Source organism: Pseudomonas sp. URMO17WK12:I7 (assembly GCF_003269045.1).
Taxonomy (GTDB): Bacteria; Pseudomonadota; Gammaproteobacteria; order Pseudomonadales; family Pseudomonadaceae; genus Aquipseudomonas; species Aquipseudomonas putida_J.
The window spans coordinates 146,954-164,818 of record NZ_QLTL01000008.1; the positions used below are offsets into that span (position 1 = coordinate 146,954).

13 protein-coding genes, 2 tRNA genes and 2 pseudogenes are annotated in these 17,865 nt (G+C 62.6%); 13 read left to right on the top strand and 4 right to left on the bottom strand.

From position 1 onward, the window contains the following. Positions 1 to 71: 71 nt before the first annotated feature. The 6 genes and pseudogenes from hflK to H040_RS28115 form a co-directional block, all read left to right on the top strand. Complete coding sequence (gene hflK / locus H040_RS12905) at positions 72 to 1,250, top strand: FtsH protease activity modulator HflK (protein WP_027920750.1); 1,179 nt, start codon at positions 72 to 74, stop codon at positions 1,248 to 1,250. Further along, a complete protein-coding gene (gene hflC, locus H040_RS12910) occupies positions 1,250 to 2,119 on the top strand; it encodes a protease modulator HflC (protein ID WP_027920751.1) in 870 nt (289 codons plus the stop codon). The genes hflK and hflC overlap by 1 nt, the downstream gene beginning before the upstream one ends. A gap of 301 nt (positions 2,120 to 2,420) precedes the next feature. Beyond that, positions 2,421 to 3,608: an ATP phosphoribosyltransferase regulatory subunit gene (locus H040_RS12915; RefSeq protein WP_027920752.1), complete on the top strand. Its 1,188-nt coding sequence runs from the start codon at positions 2,421 to 2,423 to the stop codon at positions 3,606 to 3,608. A 56-nt stretch (positions 3,609 to 3,664) separates the two neighbouring features. Continuing rightward, positions 3,665 to 4,957, top strand: coding sequence for an adenylosuccinate synthase (locus H040_RS12920; protein WP_003249542.1), 1,293 nt, complete (start codon positions 3,665 to 3,667; stop codon positions 4,955 to 4,957). A gap of 1,003 nt (positions 4,958 to 5,960) precedes the next feature. Next, positions 5,961 to 6,173: pseudogene (locus H040_RS28110) on the top strand (methyl-accepting chemotaxis protein); the annotation flags it as partial. 390 nt (positions 6,174 to 6,563) lie between these two features. Continuing rightward, positions 6,564 to 7,079 (top strand): annotated as a pseudogene (locus H040_RS28115) (methyl-accepting chemotaxis protein); the annotation flags it as partial. Positions 7,080 to 7,226: 147 nt separating this feature from the next. Here H040_RS28115 and H040_RS12930 read toward each other — a convergent pair. The 4 genes from H040_RS12930 to H040_RS12945 all read right to left on the bottom strand — a co-directional run bounded on the left by H040_RS12930 (position 7,227) and on the right by H040_RS12945 (position 10,346). Then, positions 7,227 to 8,792 carry an ABC transporter permease gene (locus tag H040_RS12930; RefSeq protein ID WP_027920754.1) on the bottom strand — a complete coding sequence of 522 codons (1,566 nt, stop codon included), beginning with the start codon at positions 8,790 to 8,792 and terminating at the stop codon, positions 7,227 to 7,229. Beyond that, positions 8,792 to 9,805 (bottom strand): extracellular solute-binding protein, encoded by a 1,014-nt coding sequence (locus H040_RS12935; protein ID WP_027920755.1) that lies wholly within the window; start codon positions 9,803 to 9,805, stop codon positions 8,792 to 8,794. Before H040_RS12935 ends, H040_RS12930 begins: the two co-directional genes overlap by 1 nt. Positions 9,806 to 10,084: 279 nt before the next feature. Continuing rightward, a tRNA-Leu gene (locus tag H040_RS12940) sits at positions 10,085 to 10,171 on the bottom strand. Between the two features lie 88 nt (positions 10,172 to 10,259). After that, positions 10,260 to 10,346, bottom strand: a tRNA-Leu gene (locus H040_RS12945). Positions 10,347 to 10,618: 272 nt separating this feature from the next. Here H040_RS12945 and rnr point away from each other — a divergent pair. The 7 genes from rnr to dnaB all read left to right on the top strand — a co-directional run bounded on the left by rnr (position 10,619) and on the right by dnaB (position 17,811). Beyond that, a complete protein-coding gene (rnr, locus tag H040_RS12950; RefSeq protein WP_027920756.1) occupies positions 10,619 to 13,204 on the top strand; it encodes a ribonuclease R in 2,586 nt (861 codons plus the stop codon). Then, entirely contained in the window at positions 13,201 to 13,947 is a 747-nt protein-coding gene (gene rlmB / locus H040_RS12955) for a 23S rRNA (guanosine(2251)-2'-O)-methyltransferase RlmB (protein ID WP_027920757.1), read from the top strand. Before rnr ends, rlmB begins: the two co-directional genes overlap by 4 nt. 306 nt (positions 13,948 to 14,253) lie before the next feature. Then, the gene (gene rpsF, locus H040_RS12965; RefSeq protein ID WP_013974420.1) at positions 14,254 to 14,679 is read left to right on the top strand and encodes a 30S ribosomal protein S6; all 426 of its coding nucleotides are present in this window, start codon (positions 14,254 to 14,256) and stop codon (positions 14,677 to 14,679) included. Between the two features lie 28 nt (positions 14,680 to 14,707). Further along, a complete protein-coding gene (rpsR, locus tag H040_RS12970; protein ID WP_003249563.1) occupies positions 14,708 to 14,938 on the top strand; it encodes a 30S ribosomal protein S18 in 231 nt (76 codons plus the stop codon). A 33-nt stretch (positions 14,939 to 14,971) separates the two neighbouring features. After that, positions 14,972 to 15,835 (top strand): hypothetical protein, encoded by an 864-nt coding sequence (locus H040_RS12975; protein ID WP_027920758.1) that lies wholly within the window; start codon positions 14,972 to 14,974, stop codon positions 15,833 to 15,835. 20 nt (positions 15,836 to 15,855) lie between these two features. Then, a complete protein-coding gene (gene rplI, locus H040_RS12980) occupies positions 15,856 to 16,302 on the top strand; it encodes a 50S ribosomal protein L9 (protein WP_008101037.1) in 447 nt (148 codons plus the stop codon). Between the two features lie 111 nt (positions 16,303 to 16,413). Then, positions 16,414 to 17,811 (top strand): replicative DNA helicase, encoded by a 1,398-nt coding sequence (dnaB, locus tag H040_RS12985; protein ID WP_027920759.1) that lies wholly within the window; start codon positions 16,414 to 16,416, stop codon positions 17,809 to 17,811. Positions 17,812 to 17,865: the final 54 nt, after the last annotated feature.

A 17,865-nucleotide genomic window follows, 5' to 3' on the forward strand; every position in this document is an offset into this window, starting at 1 on the left:
AGTGGCAGGCATTCTGTAGCATTGGACGGCGCGCCGTGGGCGCGTCTTTGCTTTATCAGATGGAGAGCGCTATGGCTTGGAACGAGCCGGGTGGCAACTCGAACAATCAGGATCCCTGGGGCGGCCGTCGCGGTGGCGGCGGTGGTGGCGACAAGAAGGGTCCACCGGATCTGGACGAGGCCTTCCGCAAGCTGCAGGACAGCCTGAACGGCATGTTCGGCAGTGGCAAAAAACGTGGCGGCGGTGACCGCAATGTCGGCAAAGGAGGTGGCTTCGGCCTGCTGGGCATCGGCCTGGCGGTGCTCGCCGCAATCTGGCTGTACAGCGCCGTGTACGTGGTCGACGAGCAGGAGCAGGCCGTGGTGCTTCGCTTCGGCAAGTACTATGAGACGGTCGGTCCCGGCCTGAACATCTACTTCCCGCCAATCGATCGCAAGTACATGGAAAACGTCACGCGCGAGCGTGCCTACACCAAGCAGGGGCAGATGCTCACCGAGGACGAGAACATCGTCGAGGTGCCGCTGACCGTCCAGTACAAGATCAGCAACCTGCAGGACTTCGTGCTCAACGTCGACCAGCCTGAGGTCAGCCTGCAGCATGCGACCGACAGCGCCCTGCGCCATGTGGTGGGTTCCACCTCGATGGACCAGGTGCTGACCGAAGGTCGTGAGCAGATGGCCGTGGATATCCGCGAACGCCTGCAGCGCTTCCTCGACAACTACCGTACCGGTATCACCGTCACCCAGGTCAACGTACAGAGCGCGGCAGCCCCGCGTGAAGTGCAGGAAGCCTTCGACGACGTGATCCGTGCCCGCGAAGACGAGCAGCGTGCCCGCAACCAGGCTGAGTCCTACGCCAATGGCGTGGTGCCGGAAGCCCGTGGTCAGGCCCAGCGCATCATCGAGGACGCCAACGGTTACCGCGACGAAGTCATCGCCCGTGCCAAGGGTGAGGCCGACCGCTTCACCAAACTGGTTGGCGAGTACCGCAAGGCGCCTGACGTGACCCGTCAACGCCTGTACCTGGAGACCATGCAAGAGGTCTACAGCAATTCGAGCAAGGTTCTGGTCACGGCTAAAGATGGGCAGAACAACCTGCTCTACCTGCCGCTGGACAAGATGGTCGAAGGCAGCCGCAACGCGGCCGCGCCAAGCACCAGCGTCAGCCCGTCGGTCAACGATGCGGCCTCGCGTGCGGCGCAGGACCTGCAACAGCAACAGCAGCCGCTGCGTACTAGGGAGAGCCGCTGATGAGCAACCGATCGCTGATCGCCCTGATCGCCGCCGTGGTTCTGGCCATCGTGGCCTGGAACAGCTTCTACATCGTGTCCCAGACCGAGCGTGCGGTATTGCTGCGCTTCGGTAAGGTGGTCCAGGCGGATGTCCAGCCGGGCCTGCACGTGAAGATTCCGTACGTGAACCAGGTACGCAAGTTTGACGCACGCCTGATGACCCTCGACGCCCCGACCCAGCGGTTCCTGACCCTGGAGAAGAAGGCGGTGATGGTCGACGCCTACGCCAAGTGGCGCGTCAAGGATGCCGAGCGCTTCTACACCGCCACTTCCGGCATGAAGCAGATCGCCGACGAGCGTCTGTCACGTCGTCTGGAAAGCGGCCTGCGTGACCAGTTCGGTAAACGTACCCTGCACGAGGTGGTTTCCGGTGAACGTGACGCGCTGATGGCTGACATCACCGCATCGCTGAACCGCATGGCCAGCAAGGAGCTGGGTATCGAGGTCATCGACGTGCGCGTCAAGGCCATCGACCTGCCGAAGGAAGTCAACCGCAGTGTGTTCGACCGCATGAGCACCGAGCGTGAGCGTGAAGCCCGCGAGCACCGCGCCAAAGGTAACGAGTTGGCCGAAGGTATTCGCGCCGATGCCGACCGTCAGCGCCGTGTGCTGCTGGCCGAGGCCTACCGCGAAGCGGAAGAGACCCGCGGTGATGGCGACGCCCAGTCGGCTGCCATCTACGCCAAGGCCTACAGCCAGGACGCCGATTTCTATGCGTTCTACCGTAGCCTGCAGGCGTACCGCGAGAGCTTCTCGAGCAAGAGCGACGTGCTGGTCCTGGACGCGAAGAACGAATTCTTCCGCTTCCTGGACAAGAGCAAGCCGTGATGCTCAGGCCCTGACTTGCATGCAGGAGCGCCCCGCCTGGCAGCTAAAATACCAGGCGGGGTGCATCCTGAATGAAAAGGGGTGTATGATGAGGCAGCCGGGAAATTTCCCGGCTTTTTTGCGTCTGCAAGGTTGATTGGCAAAGCGCCAGTTGACGGTTTGGTCAGCTCGCAAGGCAATTCGAGGGTATCGGGTACGGTGGCTGCGCTGGGATCAGTGCTGCCCGCTGCTGTGCGCGATACCGGCTTTACTGACGGCTCGCCTGCAGGCAAGCCGCCCGGACCAGAGGGGAAATGGCGTAATGGCAACGGTAGACCGCTGGCTGCTGCCAGATGGCATCGAGGAAGTACTGCCACCTGAGGCTGCGCGTATCGAGATCGCGCGCCGTCAGGTGTTGGACCTGTTCCAGAGTTGGGGCTATGAGCTGGTCGTCACCCCGCATATCGAGTACCTGGAGTCGCTGCTCACCGGCGCCGGCCAGGACCTGGATCAGCGCACCTTCAAGGTGGTCGACCCGCAGTCGGGCCGCCTGATGGGTTTCCGCGCCGACTTCACCCCGCAGGTGGCGCGCATCGACGCCCACACCCTGCGCCGCGAAGGCCCGAGCCGCCTGTGCTACGCCGGCAGCGTGCTGCACGCTCAGCCGCGTGCCCTGTCCACCTCGCGCAGCCCGATTCAGCTGGGTGCCGAGCTGTACGGCGACGCCAGCCCGACCAGCGATGTCGAAGTCATCAGCCTGATGCTCGCCACGCTGCAACTGGCCGATGTTGCCGATGTGCACATGGACCTCGGCCACGTCGGTATCTACCGCGGCCTGGCCCGTGCCGCCGGCCTGTCCGGCGCGGTCGAACAGCAGCTGTTCGACGCCCTGCAGCGCAAGTCGGTCGATGAAGTGCAGGCACTGACCGCCGACCTGCCCAAGGACTTGGGCAACATGCTGCGCGCCCTGGTCGAACTGTGCGGTGGCCGCGAAGTGCTGGCTGAAGCCCGTGTGCGCCTGGGCCGTGCCCCGGCCAGCGTATTGGCGGCGCTCGACGACCTGCTGGCGATCGCTGATCGCCTGGCGTCGCGCTACCCGGACCTGCCGCTGTATTTCGACCTGGGCGAGCTGCGCGGCTACAACTATCACACCGGCGTGGTGTTCGCCGTGTTCGTCCCGGGCGAGGGTCAATCGATCGCTCAGGGCGGCCGCTATGACGACATCGGCGCCGATTTTGGCCGGGCGCGTCCGGCCACCGGTTTCTCCACGGATTTGAAGACCCTGGTCACACTGGGGCGAGCGGAGGTCGTATTGCCAACTGGCGGCATCTGGATGCCGGACAGTGGCGACGCGGCCCTCTGGCAGCAGGTCTGCCAGTTGCGCAGCGAGGGCCAGCGTGTGGTCCAGGCTCTGCCTGGCCAACCGTTGAGTGCTGCTCTCGAGGCGGATTGTGATCGGCAATTGATTCAGCAAGACGGGCGCTGGCAGGTTCTGCCGCTGGCCCAGTGAGTTTCTGCGTCGGCAACAGGCCGGCAACCAAGTTTGCGTGAATGAGGACCAATGTAATGGGTAAGAATGTCGTCGTCCTGGGCACCCAGTGGGGTGATGAGGGCAAAGGCAAGATCGTCGATCTGCTGACCGAACATGCTGCCGCCGTAGTGCGCTACCAAGGTGGCCACAACGCGGGCCACACCCTGGTGATCAACGGTGAAAAAACCGTTCTGCACCTGATTCCCTCGGGCATCCTGCGTGAAGGCGTACAGTGCCTGATCGGCAACGGCGTGGTCGTTGCCCCGGACGCCCTGATGCGTGAAATCACCAAGCTGGAAGAGAAAGGTGTACCGGTGCGTGAGCGCCTGCGTATCTCCCCGGCTGCACCGCTGATCCTGTCGTACCACGTGGCCCTGGACCAGGCCCGTGAAAAAGCCCGTGGCGAAGCCAAGATCGGCACCACCGGCCGCGGCATCGGCCCAGCCTACGAAGACAAGGTCGCACGCCGCGGCCTGCGCGTTGGCGACCTGTTCCACCGCGAGCGTTTCGCCGCTAAGCTCGGTGAGCTGCTGGACTACCACAACTTCCAGCTGGTGAACTACTACAAAGAGCCGGCCATCGACTTCCAGCAGACCCTGGACGAGTGCATGGCCTACGCTGAACAGCTCAAGCCGATGATGCTCGACGTCACCGCAGAGCTGCACAACCTGCGCCGCGCCGGCAAGGACATCATGTTCGAAGGCGCTCAGGGCTCGCTACTGGACATCGACCACGGTACTTACCCGTACGTCACCAGCTCCAACACCACCGCTGGCGGTATCTCCACCGGTTCCGGCGTTGGCCCGATGTACCTGGACTACATCCTGGGTATCACCAAGGCCTACACCACTCGCGTTGGTTCCGGTCCGTTCCCGACCGAACTGTTCGACGAGACTGGCGCCACCCTGGCCAAGCGTGGCCACGAGTTCGGTTCGACCACTGGCCGTGCCCGTCGTTGCGGCTGGTTCGATGCCGTCATCCTGCGTCGTGCCATCGACGTCAACAGCATCTCGGGCATCTGCCTGACCAAGCTGGACGTGCTGGACGGCCTGGAAACCATCAACATCTGCGTTGGCTACAAGAACGAGAACGGTGCCGTCATCGACGCACCTTCCGATGCCGACAGCTACATCGGCCTGGAGCCGGTGTACGAAGAGATGCCAGGCTGGAGCGAGTCGACCCTGGGCGTGAAAACCCTGGAAGAGCTGCCGCAAGCTGCGCGTGACTACATCAAGCGCATCGAAGAGCTGGTAGGCGCGCCGATCGATATCATTTCGACCGGCCCGGACCGCAACGAGACCATCGTTCTGCGTCATCCGTTCGCCTGATCTGCCCTCCAGGCTGATCTGACGCCGCGGTCCTGCAAAGGATCGCGGCGTTTTCATTTGTGGTGCAGGGCTGGCGACTTGCTAGACCTTGGCACATTTCCCTGCTGTGTACGGCACAACCCTTGCTGTAAGAAGTTTCTGTAGATGCCATCAAAATAGTGGCGCCAGAAAACACGAGGGTTACACCGTGTCTGCCATCCTTTCATTGTTACGAAGCCGCCTCTTGCGGCCTGTGTTTGTTGCCCTTGGTATCGCCCTTTTGGTGCAAGTGCTGGTTGCCGTTGCGCTGACTCGCAGCACCGTGACAGCCCTGGAGGCCGACCTGGGCGAGCGCCTTGGCAAAGACAGCCGCCAGCTCGCTGGCGAGCTGGAGCAGGCCGGGCAGGACGTGCGCGGGGGCCTCGAAAGCCTTTCCAGCAGCACCCGCCAGCGCCTGAGCGCAGGCCTTTCCACGCGGCTTCAGGACGAACAGCAGCAGCTGCGCGCAACCTTGGAGAAAAACCTCAAGGACTCGGCCAACGACATGGCCGAACTGCTGGCCTCGGTCGCCCCGCGGGCGATCTGGGATAATGATGTGCCGATGCTTTCCGACTTCGCCCGCCGCGCCCAGCGCAACCCCAACGTGCTGTTCGTGATCTACGACGACGCCCAGGGCCAGCACCTGACCCGCTACCTGAATCGGCAGAACCCGATCAACCAGGCGCTTATCGAGAAGGGCCAGGGCGAGCGTGCACTGGACAAAGTACTCGAGGCTGCACGCCGCGATCCGTCGGTGTATTTCGTCGAAGCCTCGATCAACCCCAACGGTGCCGAGATCGGCAAAGTCCTGATGGGTGTTTCCACTGCCGGCGTTGACCAGGAACTCAAGGCGCTGGACCAGCGTTTCAATGCCCTGATCGCCAGCGGTGAGCAACTGGTCGGCGATAGCCTGGGCGCTGCCGCGGCCGACAGTGGCAAGGCCCTGCGCGAGCGCCTGGAAACCGCGCAGGCCAGCGCCACTGCAATGCAGGCCAACACCGCGCAGACCGTGCGTGATGCGGCTGCTGAACTACGCTGGCGCATCGGCCTGGGGCTGGTGGTGGTTGGCTTGGGCGTGCTGCTGGTGGTGGCCTTGGTGTTAGGTCGCCGGGTACTGAGCAAGCTGCGCCTGCTGATCGCTGCGCTCAATGATCTGGCTGCCGGCGAAGGCGACCTGACCAAGCGCGTGACCCTCGACAGCCGCGACGAGATCGGCGACATGGCTTCAGCGGTAAACCGCTTCGTCGACAAGCTGCAGCCCATCGTCCGCGAGGCGGGCGAGGTGGCCCAGCGTACCGGTGTCGAGATCGGCGCAATGGCCCAGCGCAACGCCGGGGCCGATGCCGCGGCGGCGATGCAGCGTGACGAAGTGGCCGCCAGCCTGCGCGACCTGTCGAGCATGGCTGACGAAGCCCAGGCTGAAAGCCATGCCATGCAGGCGGCCTTGCAGCAGGTGGTGGACATTCGCCAGGCGACCGATGAGAACAGCCGTTCCTCGACGCAGTTGGCGAGCCTGATCGAGAACCTTGCCGGGCAGGTTGAGACGGGCTCACAGGTGATCGAGCGCCTGGCCAAGCAGAGCGAGCAAATTGAAGTGGTGCTCACGGTCATCCATGGCATCGCCGAGCAGACCAACCTGCTTGCTCTGAACGCAGCAATTGAAGCTGCGCGCGCGGGCGAGACGGGGCGCGGGTTTGCAGTCGTGGCCGATGAGGTACGGGCGCTGGCGAGCAAGACGCAGAGCTCTACGGGCGATATTCAAGCGCACATAGCCGCCCTCCAGAAAGGTGCCAAGGAGGCGGTTGCGACCATCGGCCAGGCCGGGCTCAAGGCCAGCGAAGGGCTGCTGGTGCTGCGTGACAATGAGCGTCGCCAGCAATCGGTGCAGGCTGCAGTGGAGCAGGTGCATGCGGCCATCGGCCTGGCGACCCGGGCTGCCGAGCAGCAAGCCCACGGCGCACAAGCAGTGCGTGGGCGTGTGGAAAACATCCATGCCCAGGCCGAGCGCTCGGCCGAGGTAGTGATGCAAACCACTGCCAGCAGCAAGGTGCTGGATGATCTGGCAGCGCAGCTGCGCGCCAGCCTGGGGCAGTTCAGGGCTTGAAACCTGCACGGTCCCTTGTAGGAGCGCCCCGGCAAGGCCGCTCCTACAGAGAGTGGTGTTGCTGAGCTGTCGGCAACACATGACAGGGGGGCTCATGTCCGCTCAGCTGGTCGCCGCCCAAGCCGCGAGGCAGCCTGAGCTTCACTTTCACGCCTTGTTGAGATACATCCGCGTAGTCAGCAGATAAACCGGCAACCCCGAAACCACAATCAGCAGCGCCGCATAAGGCGCCGCTGCTGCGAACTCGACGTTGGCGGTGTGCGCCCAGACTTCGGTGGCCAAGGTGGTCATGCCAGTCGGGCTGAGCAGCAGGGTAGCTGTCAGCTCCTTCATGGCATCGAGGAACACCAGTGCAAAAGCCGCCGCCATGGCCGGGAAGATGATCGGCAGGGTCACCCGGCAGAACGCCGCGAAGCTGCTGGCGCCCAGGGTGCGGGCCGCCTCTTCGAGGGTCGGCGAAGCCTTGTTCAGCGCGGTGCGTACCGGCGCCTGGGCCAGGGGCAGGAACAGCAGCGCATAAGCCAGCAACAGCAGCGCTGTGGTCTGGTACAGCGCCGGCACGTAGTGTAGCGAGAACACCACCAGTGACAGGGCGATCACCAGGCCGGGCAGGGCGTGCAGCAAGTACGGCAGGCGCTCGGCCCACAATGCCAGGCGCCCTTTGTAGCGCACCACCAGGAAGCTGACCGGCAGTGCCAGCAGCACGCAGAAGCCTGCACCGCCCAGCGACACCGACAGCGAGGTGAGCAGCGCCTTGCTTATCGCCGCCACCGGGAACGCTGCCGACGAGCCCACGCTCAGCCAGTAGCCCAGCATCGCCAGCGGGATGCCGCTGCCGAGAATCGCCAGGCCCAGGCAGAACAGTTGCGCCAACGGCATCCAGCCACGCAGCCGCACCGGCTGCCCACGGCGTGCCACGCCCTGGCCGATGCGCACATGGCGGGCCTTGCCGCGCACGCGCAGTTCCAGCCACAGCATCAGCAGGCATAGTGCCAGGAGCACGGCCGAGAGCATCGCAGCGTTGGCGTTGCTGAACTCCAGCTCGAACTGCTGGTAGATCGCCGTGGTAAAGGTCTGCAAGCCCAGGATCGACAGTGCGCCGAACTCGACCAGCATGTGCAGGGCGATCAGCAGCGCGCCGCCAAGCATCGACGGCCACAGCAGCGGCAGGGTGATCTTGCGGAACACGCCCCAACGGCTGTAACCCAAGGTGCGCGCCGACTCTTCAAGTGAGGTGTCCAGGTTGCGCAGGGTCGCTGCCACCGGCAGGAACACCAGTGGGTATTTGGACAGCGCCATGACCAGGATCGCCCCGCCCAAACCTTCGAAGTCCGAGCTCAGCGACACCCAGGTGAAGCTGCTGACGAACGACGGCACAGCGAACGGCAGGCACAACACCACGCCCCACAGCCGGCGGCCGGGCAGGTTGCTGCGCTCGAGCAGCCAGGCCAGGGCCAGGCCGACCACCATGCACGCCAACGTTACCCCGGCCATCAGCATCAGGGTATTGCGCATCAGGCCCCAGACGAACGGGCGCCAGAGCAGGTGCAGGGCTTCGCGCCAGCCGGCTTCCCAGGCTTTCATGGCGACGTACAGCAGCGGCAGCAAGCTCATCGCCACCAGGAACAGCACAGGCAGCACCACCCAGATCGAGGGGCGCTTGCGGCGCGGCACGAAACGTACCGGCACCGGCTCGGACAGGGCGGCAGTCATCAGAGCAGGCCGACCTCGCGTTCAAGCTCGATCGCTTCCTCGGCATTGCCCAGGTCGGCTGGCGAGATCTTTGGCGGGCGCAGGTCTTCGAACGGCTTCAGGCCGCGGTCGGAGACCATGCCTTTGTGCAGCGGGTACTCAGCAGTGGTCTGGGTGATCACGCGCTGGCCTTCTTCGCTGGCCATCCAGTTGAGCAGCGCCTGGGATTCTTTCGGGTGCTTGCTGGCCTTGACCACGGCGGCGCCAGAGATGGTGACCAGGTTGCCAGCATCGCCATCGGCCAGGTAGTAGAGCTTGGTATCCAGCTTGCCGCGCTCACGCTGCAGCGCATACCAGTAGTAGTTGTTCACCAGTACCGCAGCGACTTCGCCTTTTTCCACGGCCTTGAGGGCGACCATGTTGTTGGTGTAGGTCTTGCCGAAGGCCTTGAGGCCGGTCAGCCATTCTTCGGTGGCTTCACGCCCGTGCATCTTCAGGATGGCCACGGCCTGCTCCTGGAAGGCACCGCTGGTCGGTACATAGCCGACGCGCCCTTCCCACTCCGGGTTGGCGAAGTCCATGACCGTGGTGGGCAGGTCTTTTTCGTCGACCTTCTTCGGGTTGAAGACCACGATACGGGTACGGGCGGTGATGCCCATCCAGGTGCCGTTGGCGCCCACGTACTCCTTGGGCACCATGTTCGCGGTGGCGTCATCGATCTTCGCCAGCAGGCCCAGCTCACCCAGGTTGTTGAGCGGCGGGGACTCTTCGGTATAGATGATGTCGGCCGGGGAGCGGTCGCCTTCCTCGATGATCTGGCTGGCCAGCTGGTTGCTGCTGCCCTTGCGGATATTGATGTGGATGCCGGTCTTGGCCTCGTAGGCCTTGGCGATGGCTTCGCCGATTTCCTTGTGCTGGCCGTTGTACATGGTCAGCGTGACCGGTTCGTCTGCCAGGGCGGCCGGAGCGCCGATCACCAGGCTCAGGACTGCGGCAGCCAAGGTGCGCATCAGCGGTTGCGGGCGGATCGTCATGCGGGTACTTCCTCGCTTACGGCTACATATTCGGAAACAATGGTAAACGAAATCGTTTCTCAAGTGGCCGGGTGACGAGAAATTCATGGGCGATGCAGGAGCGGCCTTGTGTCGCGAAAGGGGGCGCGTAGCGGCCCCGGGTTCAGCGTTCACGCCAAAAACGCTGGCGTCGCTGTGCGACCCTTTCACGACGCGAGGCCGCTCCCACAGGCGTGATAGGGATGAATGCATAAATCGCAGGCAAGAAAAAACCCACTAGCAAGCTAGTGGGTTTTTGTATGGTGCCCAGGAGAAGACTCGAACTTCCACGACCGTTAAGTCACTGATACCTGAAACCAGCGCGTCTACCAATTCCGCCACCTGGGCAAAGCTTTACATCGTCTGGAGAAGGCGACTATCGTTCGCTTTCACACAGTAGTAACAGATCCTTGGTCATCTGTTACTTGAAAATACTTGGTGCCCAGGAGAAGACTCGAACTTCCACGACCTTGCGGTCACTGATACCTGAAACCAGCGCGTCTACCAATTCCGCCACCTGGGCACACATTCGAGATTAAAAGATGCTTTACAGCGCCGTTCATCTCTACTACAACTTCGGGCTTGTCCGTCGTTGTGGTGCGCACTATACGGACGGTCCGGGGGGCTGTAAACCCCCCGGGCAAAAAAAATTTCAAAAAATTCAACTTGTTGATTCCGAAGGCCTATTGCCCCTCTCTATACACAGCAGCGGGGGCTGTCCAAGGCTGACATTTCCGGTTTCAATACACACATGCCAGAATTCCTATCTATATATCCCAAGGTGAACCCCTTCTGATGGCCGATTGGCAATCCCTCGATCCCGAGGCCGCTCGCGAAGCGGAAAAATACGACAACCCCATTCCCAGCCGTGAGCTGATCCTGCAGCGCCTCGCCGACCGTGGTGAGCCGGCCGCGCGCGAGGAGCTGGCGGCAGAGTTCGGTCTTCACGAAGAAGACCAGATCGAAGCCCTGCGCCGCCGCCTGCGTGCCATGGAGCGTGACGGCCAGCTTATCTATACCCGGCGCGGCACTTATGCCCCGGTAGACAAGCTGGACCTGATCTGTGGCCGTGTTTCCGGTCACCGTGACGGCTTCGGCTTCCTAATCCCGGATGACGGCACCGAAGACTTGTTCCTCAGCCCGGCGCAGATGCGCCTGGTGTTCGACGGCGACCGCGGCCTGGCCCGTGTCTCGGGCGTCGACCGCCGTGGCCGCCGTGAGGGCGTGTTGGTCGAAGTCATCTCCCGCGCCCATGAAAGCGTGGTCGGCCGCTACTTCGAAGAAGGCGGCATTGGCTACGTGACGCCGGACAACCCGAAGATCCAGCAGGAAGTGCTGGTCACTGCCGGGCGTAACGGTGGCGCCAAGATCGGCCAATTCGTCGAAATCAAGATCACCCACTGGCCCACGCCGCGCTTCCAGCCGCAGGGCGATGTGGTCGAGGTGATTGGCAACTACATGGCGCCTGGCATGGAAATCGACGTTGCCCTGCGCAGCTACGACATTCCACACGTCTGGCCCAACGATGTGGTCAAGGAAGCGCGCAAGTTCCGCTCCGAAGTCGAAGAGAAGGACAAAGAGAAGCGCATCGACCTGCGCCACCTGCCGTTCGTCACCATCGACGGCGAGGACGCCCGCGATTTCGATGACGCCGTCTACTGCGAACCGCTGGGCAAATTGCGCATGTTCTCGGGTGGCTGGCGCCTGTACGTGGCAATTGCCGACGTATCCAGCTACGTACGCCTGGGCTCGGCCCTGGACAACGAAGCCCAGCAGCGCGGCAACTCGGTTTACTTCCCCGAGCGCGTGGTGCCGATGCTTCCCGAGGAGTTGTCCAATGGCCTGTGCTCGCTGAACCCGCACGTCGATCGCCTGGCCATGGTCTGCGAAATGACCATGAACAAAGCCGGCCAGATGGTCGACTATCAGTTCTACGAAGGCGTTATCCACTCCCACGCCCGTCTGACCTACAACAAGGTCAGCAGCATGCTCGAACATGCCCGCACCCGTGAGGGCAAGGCGCTGCGCGAGGAGTACAAGGAGGTCCTGCCGGACCTGAAGAACCTGTACAACCTGTACAAGGTGCTGGTGGATGCCCGCCATACGCGGGGCGCCATCGACTTCGAGACCCAGGAAACCCGCATCATCTTCGGTGAGGACCGCAAGATCGCGGAAATCCGCCCGACCGTGCGCAACGATGCCCACAAGCTGATCGAAGAGTGCATGCTGGCGGCCAACGTCGCCACTGCGGCGTTCCTGCAGAAGCACGAAGTGCCGTCGTTGTACCGCGTGCACGATGGTCCGCCGCCAGAGCGTCTGGAAAAACTGCGCGCCTTCCTCGGCGAGCTGGGCCTGTCGCTGCACAAAGGCAAGGATCCTTCGCCGAAAGATTACCAGGCGCTGCTGGCGAGCATCTCCGGCCGCCCGGACTTCCACCTGATCCAGACCGTGATGCTGCGTTCGTTGAGCCAGGCGGTGTACAGCACCGACAACAATGGCCACTTCGGTCTGAACTACGAAGCGTACACTCACTTCACCTCGCCGATCCGTCGTTACCCGGACTTGCTGGTGCACCGCGCCATCCGCAGTGTCATCCGCTCCAAGGTCGATACCCCGCACGTCAAGCGTGCTGGCGCCATGAGCATTCCAAAGGCGCGTATCTACCCGTACGACGTGAATGCCCTTGAGCTGCTCGGCGAGCAGTGTTCGATGACCGAGCGCCGTGCCGATGAAGCCACGCGTGATGTGGTCAACTGGCTCAAGTGCGAGTTCATGAAGGACCGCGTCGGCGAGACCTTCCCGGGTGTGATCACCGCAGTCACCGGTTTCGGCCTGTTCGTCGAGCTGACCGACATTTACGTCGAAGGCCTGGTGCACGTCAGTGCGCTGCCGGGTGACTACTACCACTTCGACCCGGTGCACCATCGCCTGTCGGGTGAGCGTACCGGGCGCAGCTTCCGCCTGGGCGACACCATCGAAGTGAAGGTCATGCGCGTCGACCTCGACGAACGCAAGATCGACTTCGAAGTCGCCGAAGCGACCCTCAGCGGCCCGATTGGTCGCAAGCAGCGTGGCGCAAGCGCAGCCCCGGCTCCAGCCGCTGGCAAGGCCGAGCCGCAGCCTGCCATGGAAGCGAAAGCCACGCCTAAGCCGCGCAGCCGCAAGGGCGAGGCTTCCGAGGCGTACTTCCCCAAAGATGCCGTGCAACGCAACGCTGAAGTGCGCAAAAGCCGTGAGATGAAAAAGGCGTTGATGACTGACGCCCGCAGCAGCGCAGGCAGCAAGGCAGAGAAGGGTGGCAAGCCTTCGGGCAAGCCGACCAAGCATCGTAAAGGCCCGCCGAAGTCCGGTGCGCCACGCAAGAGCAAGAGCAAGTCATGAGTCAGCTGGAAAAGATCTACGGCGTGCACGCCGTGCAGGCATTGCTGCAGCACCATCCGAAGCGGGTCAAGCAGATCTGGCTGTCGGAAGGGCGCAGTGAGCCGCGCATCCAGGCGCTGCTGGAACTGGCCGCAGAAAACCGCGTGCCGGTTGGCCAGGCCGAGCGCCGGGAGCTGGATGCCTGGGTAGAGGGCGTGCACCAAGGCGTGGTTGCCGAGGTCAGCCCGAGCCAGGTGTGGGGCGAGTTGATGCTTGAAGAATTGCTCGAGCGCAGCGAAACGCCGCCGCTGATTCTGGTGCTGGATGGCGTCACCGACCCGCACAACCTTGGCGCCTGCTTGCGTACTGCCGATGCGGCCGGCGCCACAGCGGTGATCGTGCCCAAGGACAAGTCGGCCACCCTGACGCCGGTGGTGCGCAAGGTGGCCTGCGGTGCGGCTGAGGTGATTCCGCTGGTGGCCGTGACCAACCTGGCACGTACGCTGGAGAAGCTGCAGCAGCGTGGCCTGTGGGTGGTGGGTACCGCTGGCGAGGCCGAGCAGGAGATTTACCAGCAGGACCTGACCGGCCCACTGGTGATGATCATGGGCGCAGAAGGCAAGGGCATGCGCCGGCTGACCCGCGAGCATTGCGATTTCCTGGTGAAGTTGCCGATGAGCGGTAGCGTGAGCAGCCTGAACGTGTCGGTCGCGACGGGCGTCTGCCTGTTCGAGGCCGTGCGCCAGCGTCAGGCCAAGCGCTGATTTTCAGCCTGTAGCGGCGTCTTCGCGGGCAAGCCCGCCCCCACAGGGACCGCACAATGCTAGAGCCCTGTGCAGTACCAGTGGGAGTGGGCTTGCCCGCGAAAGCGCCGGTAGCCTGTGAATATGTTTCAGGCTGTTCAAATAATCACCAATCACCTTGCTTGTGCGTCCCGCCTTCTCTACAATTGCGCCCCTTGCCGAGCTGGCAGGCGCGCATGTGCCTCCCCTCCGTGCAAGACATACAGTGTCATTCACTCCTTGTCTGACCAGATTCCCTGGCAGACTACTAACCCGTAAGGAGCATTCATGCGTCATTACGAAATCATCTTCCTGGTTCACCCGGACCAGAGCGAGCAAGTCGGCGGCATGGTTGAGCGTTACACCAAGCTGATCGAAGAAGATGGCGGCAAGATCCACCGCCTGGAAGATTGGGGCCGTCGTCAACTGGCCTACGCAATCAACAATGTTCACAAGGCTCACTACGTGATGCTGAACGTTGAGTGCACCGGCAAGGCCCTGGCCGAGCTGGAAGACAACTTCCGCTACAACGATGCCGTTATCCGTAACCTCGTCATCCGTCGCGACGAAGCCGTAACCGGCCAGTCCGAGATGCTGAAGGCTGAAGAAAACCGCAGCGAGCGCCGTGAGCGTCGTGAGCGTCCTGAGCATGCTGAATCCGCCGATGGCGACGACAGCAATGACAGCGACTCCAGCGATAACGCTGACGAGTAATCCACGGACCTTTAGAGGAGCCTATTAAATGGCACGTTTCTTCCGTCGTCGTAAATTCTGCCGCTTCACTGCTGAAGACGTGAAAGAGATCGACTTCAAAGATCTCAACACCCTGAAAGCTTACGTATCCGAAACCGGCAAGATCGTTCCAAGCCGTATCACCGGTACCAAAGCTCGTTATCAGCGTCAGCTGGCTACCGCTATCAAGCGCGCCCGCTTCCTGGCCCTGCTGCCCTACACCGACAGCCACGGCCGCTGAGACCGGGTCGTCGACAAGCAGTAAGGGATTAGCATGCGAGCGTTAGCAAGTTTCATCATGCGCGGTCGTGTGCAGGCCACCCTGGTGGTGGTCATCAGCGCGGTACTGCCGCTGCTGTTCTGGTTGAGTGCCGCTGCCGGCAGCCTTGTGCTGCTGCGGCGTGGGTTCAAGGATGCTTCAACGGTCATCGCCGGCGGCCTGCTGGCCGGGCTGGCCGTGTGGTTCATGGGCGATCCGATCACCTTCCTGGTGATTGCCGGTGCCCTGGGCCTGGCTGCGCTTTTGCGCGCCGAGCATCCCTGGAGCCGTGTGCTGGTCGCCAGTGCCGTGTTCGCCGTGGTTTTCAGCCTCGTGCTCGACATGGCGCTGGCGCAGACCTTCGATGTGCTGGCCAAGGCGTTTGCCGAAGCCATGCCGAAAATCGAAGGGCAGCCGGTGCTCTCCGGTGAGCTGATCCGCCCTGTGCTGGTCGCTTCCACAGCAGTGACGGTGCAATTGTTCAGCGTGTTGGCCCTGGTGCTGGCGCGTTATTGGCAGGCAGCGTTGTACAACCCTGGAGGCTTCGGCCGCGAGTTTCGCGAGCTGAAGTTGCCAAAACAGACCATGGCGGTCTTGGTGGCAGTGATGGTGGTGGCTCCGTTTATCGGGTCGCAGTTCATCATCCTGGCATCGGCGTCGAGCCTGGTTCTGGTGCTGGCCGGCATCGCCTTGATGCACGGGCTGGTGGCACAGGGGCGACTGGCCGGGTTCTGGCTGGTGGGCATGTACGTGACGTTGCCGCTGATCATGCAGCTGATCTACCCGTTGCTGATGGTCCTGGCCATTGTCGACAGCCTGATTGATTTTCGCGGTCGCAAGTCCCCTCCGGGGAAAGACTCCGCGAACGGTGAAGGTTAAAAGTTAAGAGGTTTTACCAAATGGAACTGATCCTGCTGGAAAAAGTCGCTAACCTGGGCAACCTGGGCGACAAAGTTAAAGTTAAGGCTGGTTACGGCCGTAACTTCCTGCTGCCATTCGGCAAGGCCACCGTTGCCAACGCCGCCAACCTGGCTGCGTTCGAAGAGCGTCGCGCCGAGCTGGAAAAAGCAGCTGCTGACCGTAAAGCTTCGGCTGAAAGCCGTGCTGCCCAACTGGCCGAGCTGGAAGTGACCATCACTGCCACCGCTGGCGACGAAGGCAAGCTGTTCGGTTCGATCGGCACCCACGACATCGCTGACGCCCTCACCGCCTCCGGCGTTGAAGTGGCCAAAGCTGAAGTTCGTCTGCCGAACGGCACCATCCGTCAAGTTGGCGAATACGACGTAGCCGTGCACCTGCACAGCGACGTTGAAGCCACCGTACGTGTGGTCGTCGTAGCTGCCTAAGCTGCGCTGACCGGTGGTCCCTCGCGGGATAGCCGGTTAACATCGGGCACGGTCCTGTTCATTCAGGCCGTGCCCTTTGTCTTTTTCATCCTCCAGAATTCTTTCGTGGCCATGAACGAGATCACCAACTCCGAACAGCTCGACCTGCAAACCGCAGCCCTGAAGGTGCCGCCGCATTCCATCGAGGCCGAACAGGCCGTGCTCGGTGGCCTGATGCTGGACAACAACGCCTGGGAGCGGGTGCTCGACCAGGTGTCGGATGGCGATTTCTACCGGCATGACCACCGCCTGATCTTCCGTGCCGTGCACAAGTTGGCCGACGCCAACCAGCCATTCGACGTGGTGACCCTGCACGAGCAGCTGGACAAGGAAGGCCTGTCATCTCAGGTTGGCGGCCTGGCATACCTGGCCGAACTGGCCAAGAACACCCCGTCGGTGGCCAACATCAAGGCCTACGCCGCGATCATTCGCGAGCGGGCGACGTTGCGCCAACTGATCAGCATCAGTACCGACATCGCCGACAACGCCTTCAACCCGCAGGGGCGCAATGCCGAGGAAATCCTCGACGATGCCGAACGGCAGATCTTCCAGATCGCCGAAGCGCGGCCGAAAACGGGTGGCCCGGTGGGTGTCAACGAACTCTTGACCATGGCCATCGACCGCATCGATACGCTGTTCAACTCCGACAGCGACATCACCGGCGTGTCCACCGGCTTCACCGACCTGGATGAGAAGACCAGCGGCTTGCAGCCGGCCGACCTGATCATCGTCGCCGGCCGTCCGTCGATGGGTAAGACCACCTTCGCCATGAACCTGGTGGAAAACGCCGTACTGCGTACCGACAAGGCAGTGCTGGTGTTCTCCCTCGAGATGCCAGGTGAATCGCTGATCATGCGTATGCTCTCGTCGCTGGGCCGCATAGACCAGACCAAGGTGCGTTCCGGTCAGCTCGATGATGATGACTGGCCGCGCCTGACCTCGGCGGTGAACCTGCTTAACGATCGCAAGCTGTTCATCGACGATACCGCCGGCATCAGCCCCTCGGAAATGCGTGCGCGTACCCGCCGCCTGGCCCGTGAGCACGGCGACATCGCCATGATCATGGTCGACTACCTGCAGCTTATGCAGATCCCGGGTTCGGCCGGTGACAACCGGACCAACGAGATTTCCGAGATCTCCCGTTCCCTCAAGGCCCTGGCCAAGGAGTTCAACTGCCCAGTGATCGCGCTGTCGCAGCTGAACCGCTCCCTGGAACAGCGCCCGAACAAACGCCCGGTGAACTCCGACTTGCGTGAGTCCGGTGCAATCGAGCAGGACGCCGACGTCATCATGTTTGTGTACCGCGACGAGGTGTATCACCCCGAGACCGAGCACAAGGGCGTGGCGGAAATCATCATCGGCAAGCAGCGTAACGGCCCCATCGGCTTCGTGCGCCTGGCGTTCATCGGCAAGTACACCCGCTTTGAGAACCTTGCGCCGGGGATGTACAACTTCGACGACGACGAATGACCCCGGCCGCCATTACAGCCGTTTTCACCGTTCCGAGACGGATTAACAAGATCG

Coding starts and splice junctions, on each gene's coding strand:
- hflK (WP_027920750.1), top strand. CDS start 72: ATGGCTTGGAACGAGCCGGGTGGCAACTCGAACAATCAGGATCCCTGG.
- hflC (WP_027920751.1), top strand. CDS start 1,250: ATGAGCAACCGATCGCTGATCGCCCTGATCGCCGCCGTGGTTCTGGCC.
- H040_RS12915 (WP_027920752.1), top strand. CDS start 2,421: ATGGCAACGGTAGACCGCTGGCTGCTGCCAGATGGCATCGAGGAAGTA.
- H040_RS12920 (WP_003249542.1), top strand. CDS start 3,665: ATGGGTAAGAATGTCGTCGTCCTGGGCACCCAGTGGGGTGATGAGGGC.
- H040_RS12930 (WP_027920754.1), bottom strand. CDS start 8,792: ATGACTGCCGCCCTGTCCGAGCCGGTGCCGGTACGTTTCGTGCCGCGC.
- H040_RS12935 (WP_027920755.1), bottom strand. CDS start 9,805: ATGACGATCCGCCCGCAACCGCTGATGCGCACCTTGGCTGCCGCAGTC.
- rnr (WP_027920756.1), top strand. CDS start 10,619: ATGGCCGATTGGCAATCCCTCGATCCCGAGGCCGCTCGCGAAGCGGAA.
- rlmB (WP_027920757.1), top strand. CDS start 13,201: ATGAGTCAGCTGGAAAAGATCTACGGCGTGCACGCCGTGCAGGCATTG.
- rpsF (WP_013974420.1), top strand. CDS start 14,254: ATGCGTCATTACGAAATCATCTTCCTGGTTCACCCGGACCAGAGCGAG.
- rpsR (WP_003249563.1), top strand. CDS start 14,708: ATGGCACGTTTCTTCCGTCGTCGTAAATTCTGCCGCTTCACTGCTGAA.
- H040_RS12975 (WP_027920758.1), top strand. CDS start 14,972: ATGCGAGCGTTAGCAAGTTTCATCATGCGCGGTCGTGTGCAGGCCACC.
- rplI (WP_008101037.1), top strand. CDS start 15,856: ATGGAACTGATCCTGCTGGAAAAAGTCGCTAACCTGGGCAACCTGGGC.
- dnaB (WP_027920759.1), top strand. CDS start 16,414: ATGAACGAGATCACCAACTCCGAACAGCTCGACCTGCAAACCGCAGCC.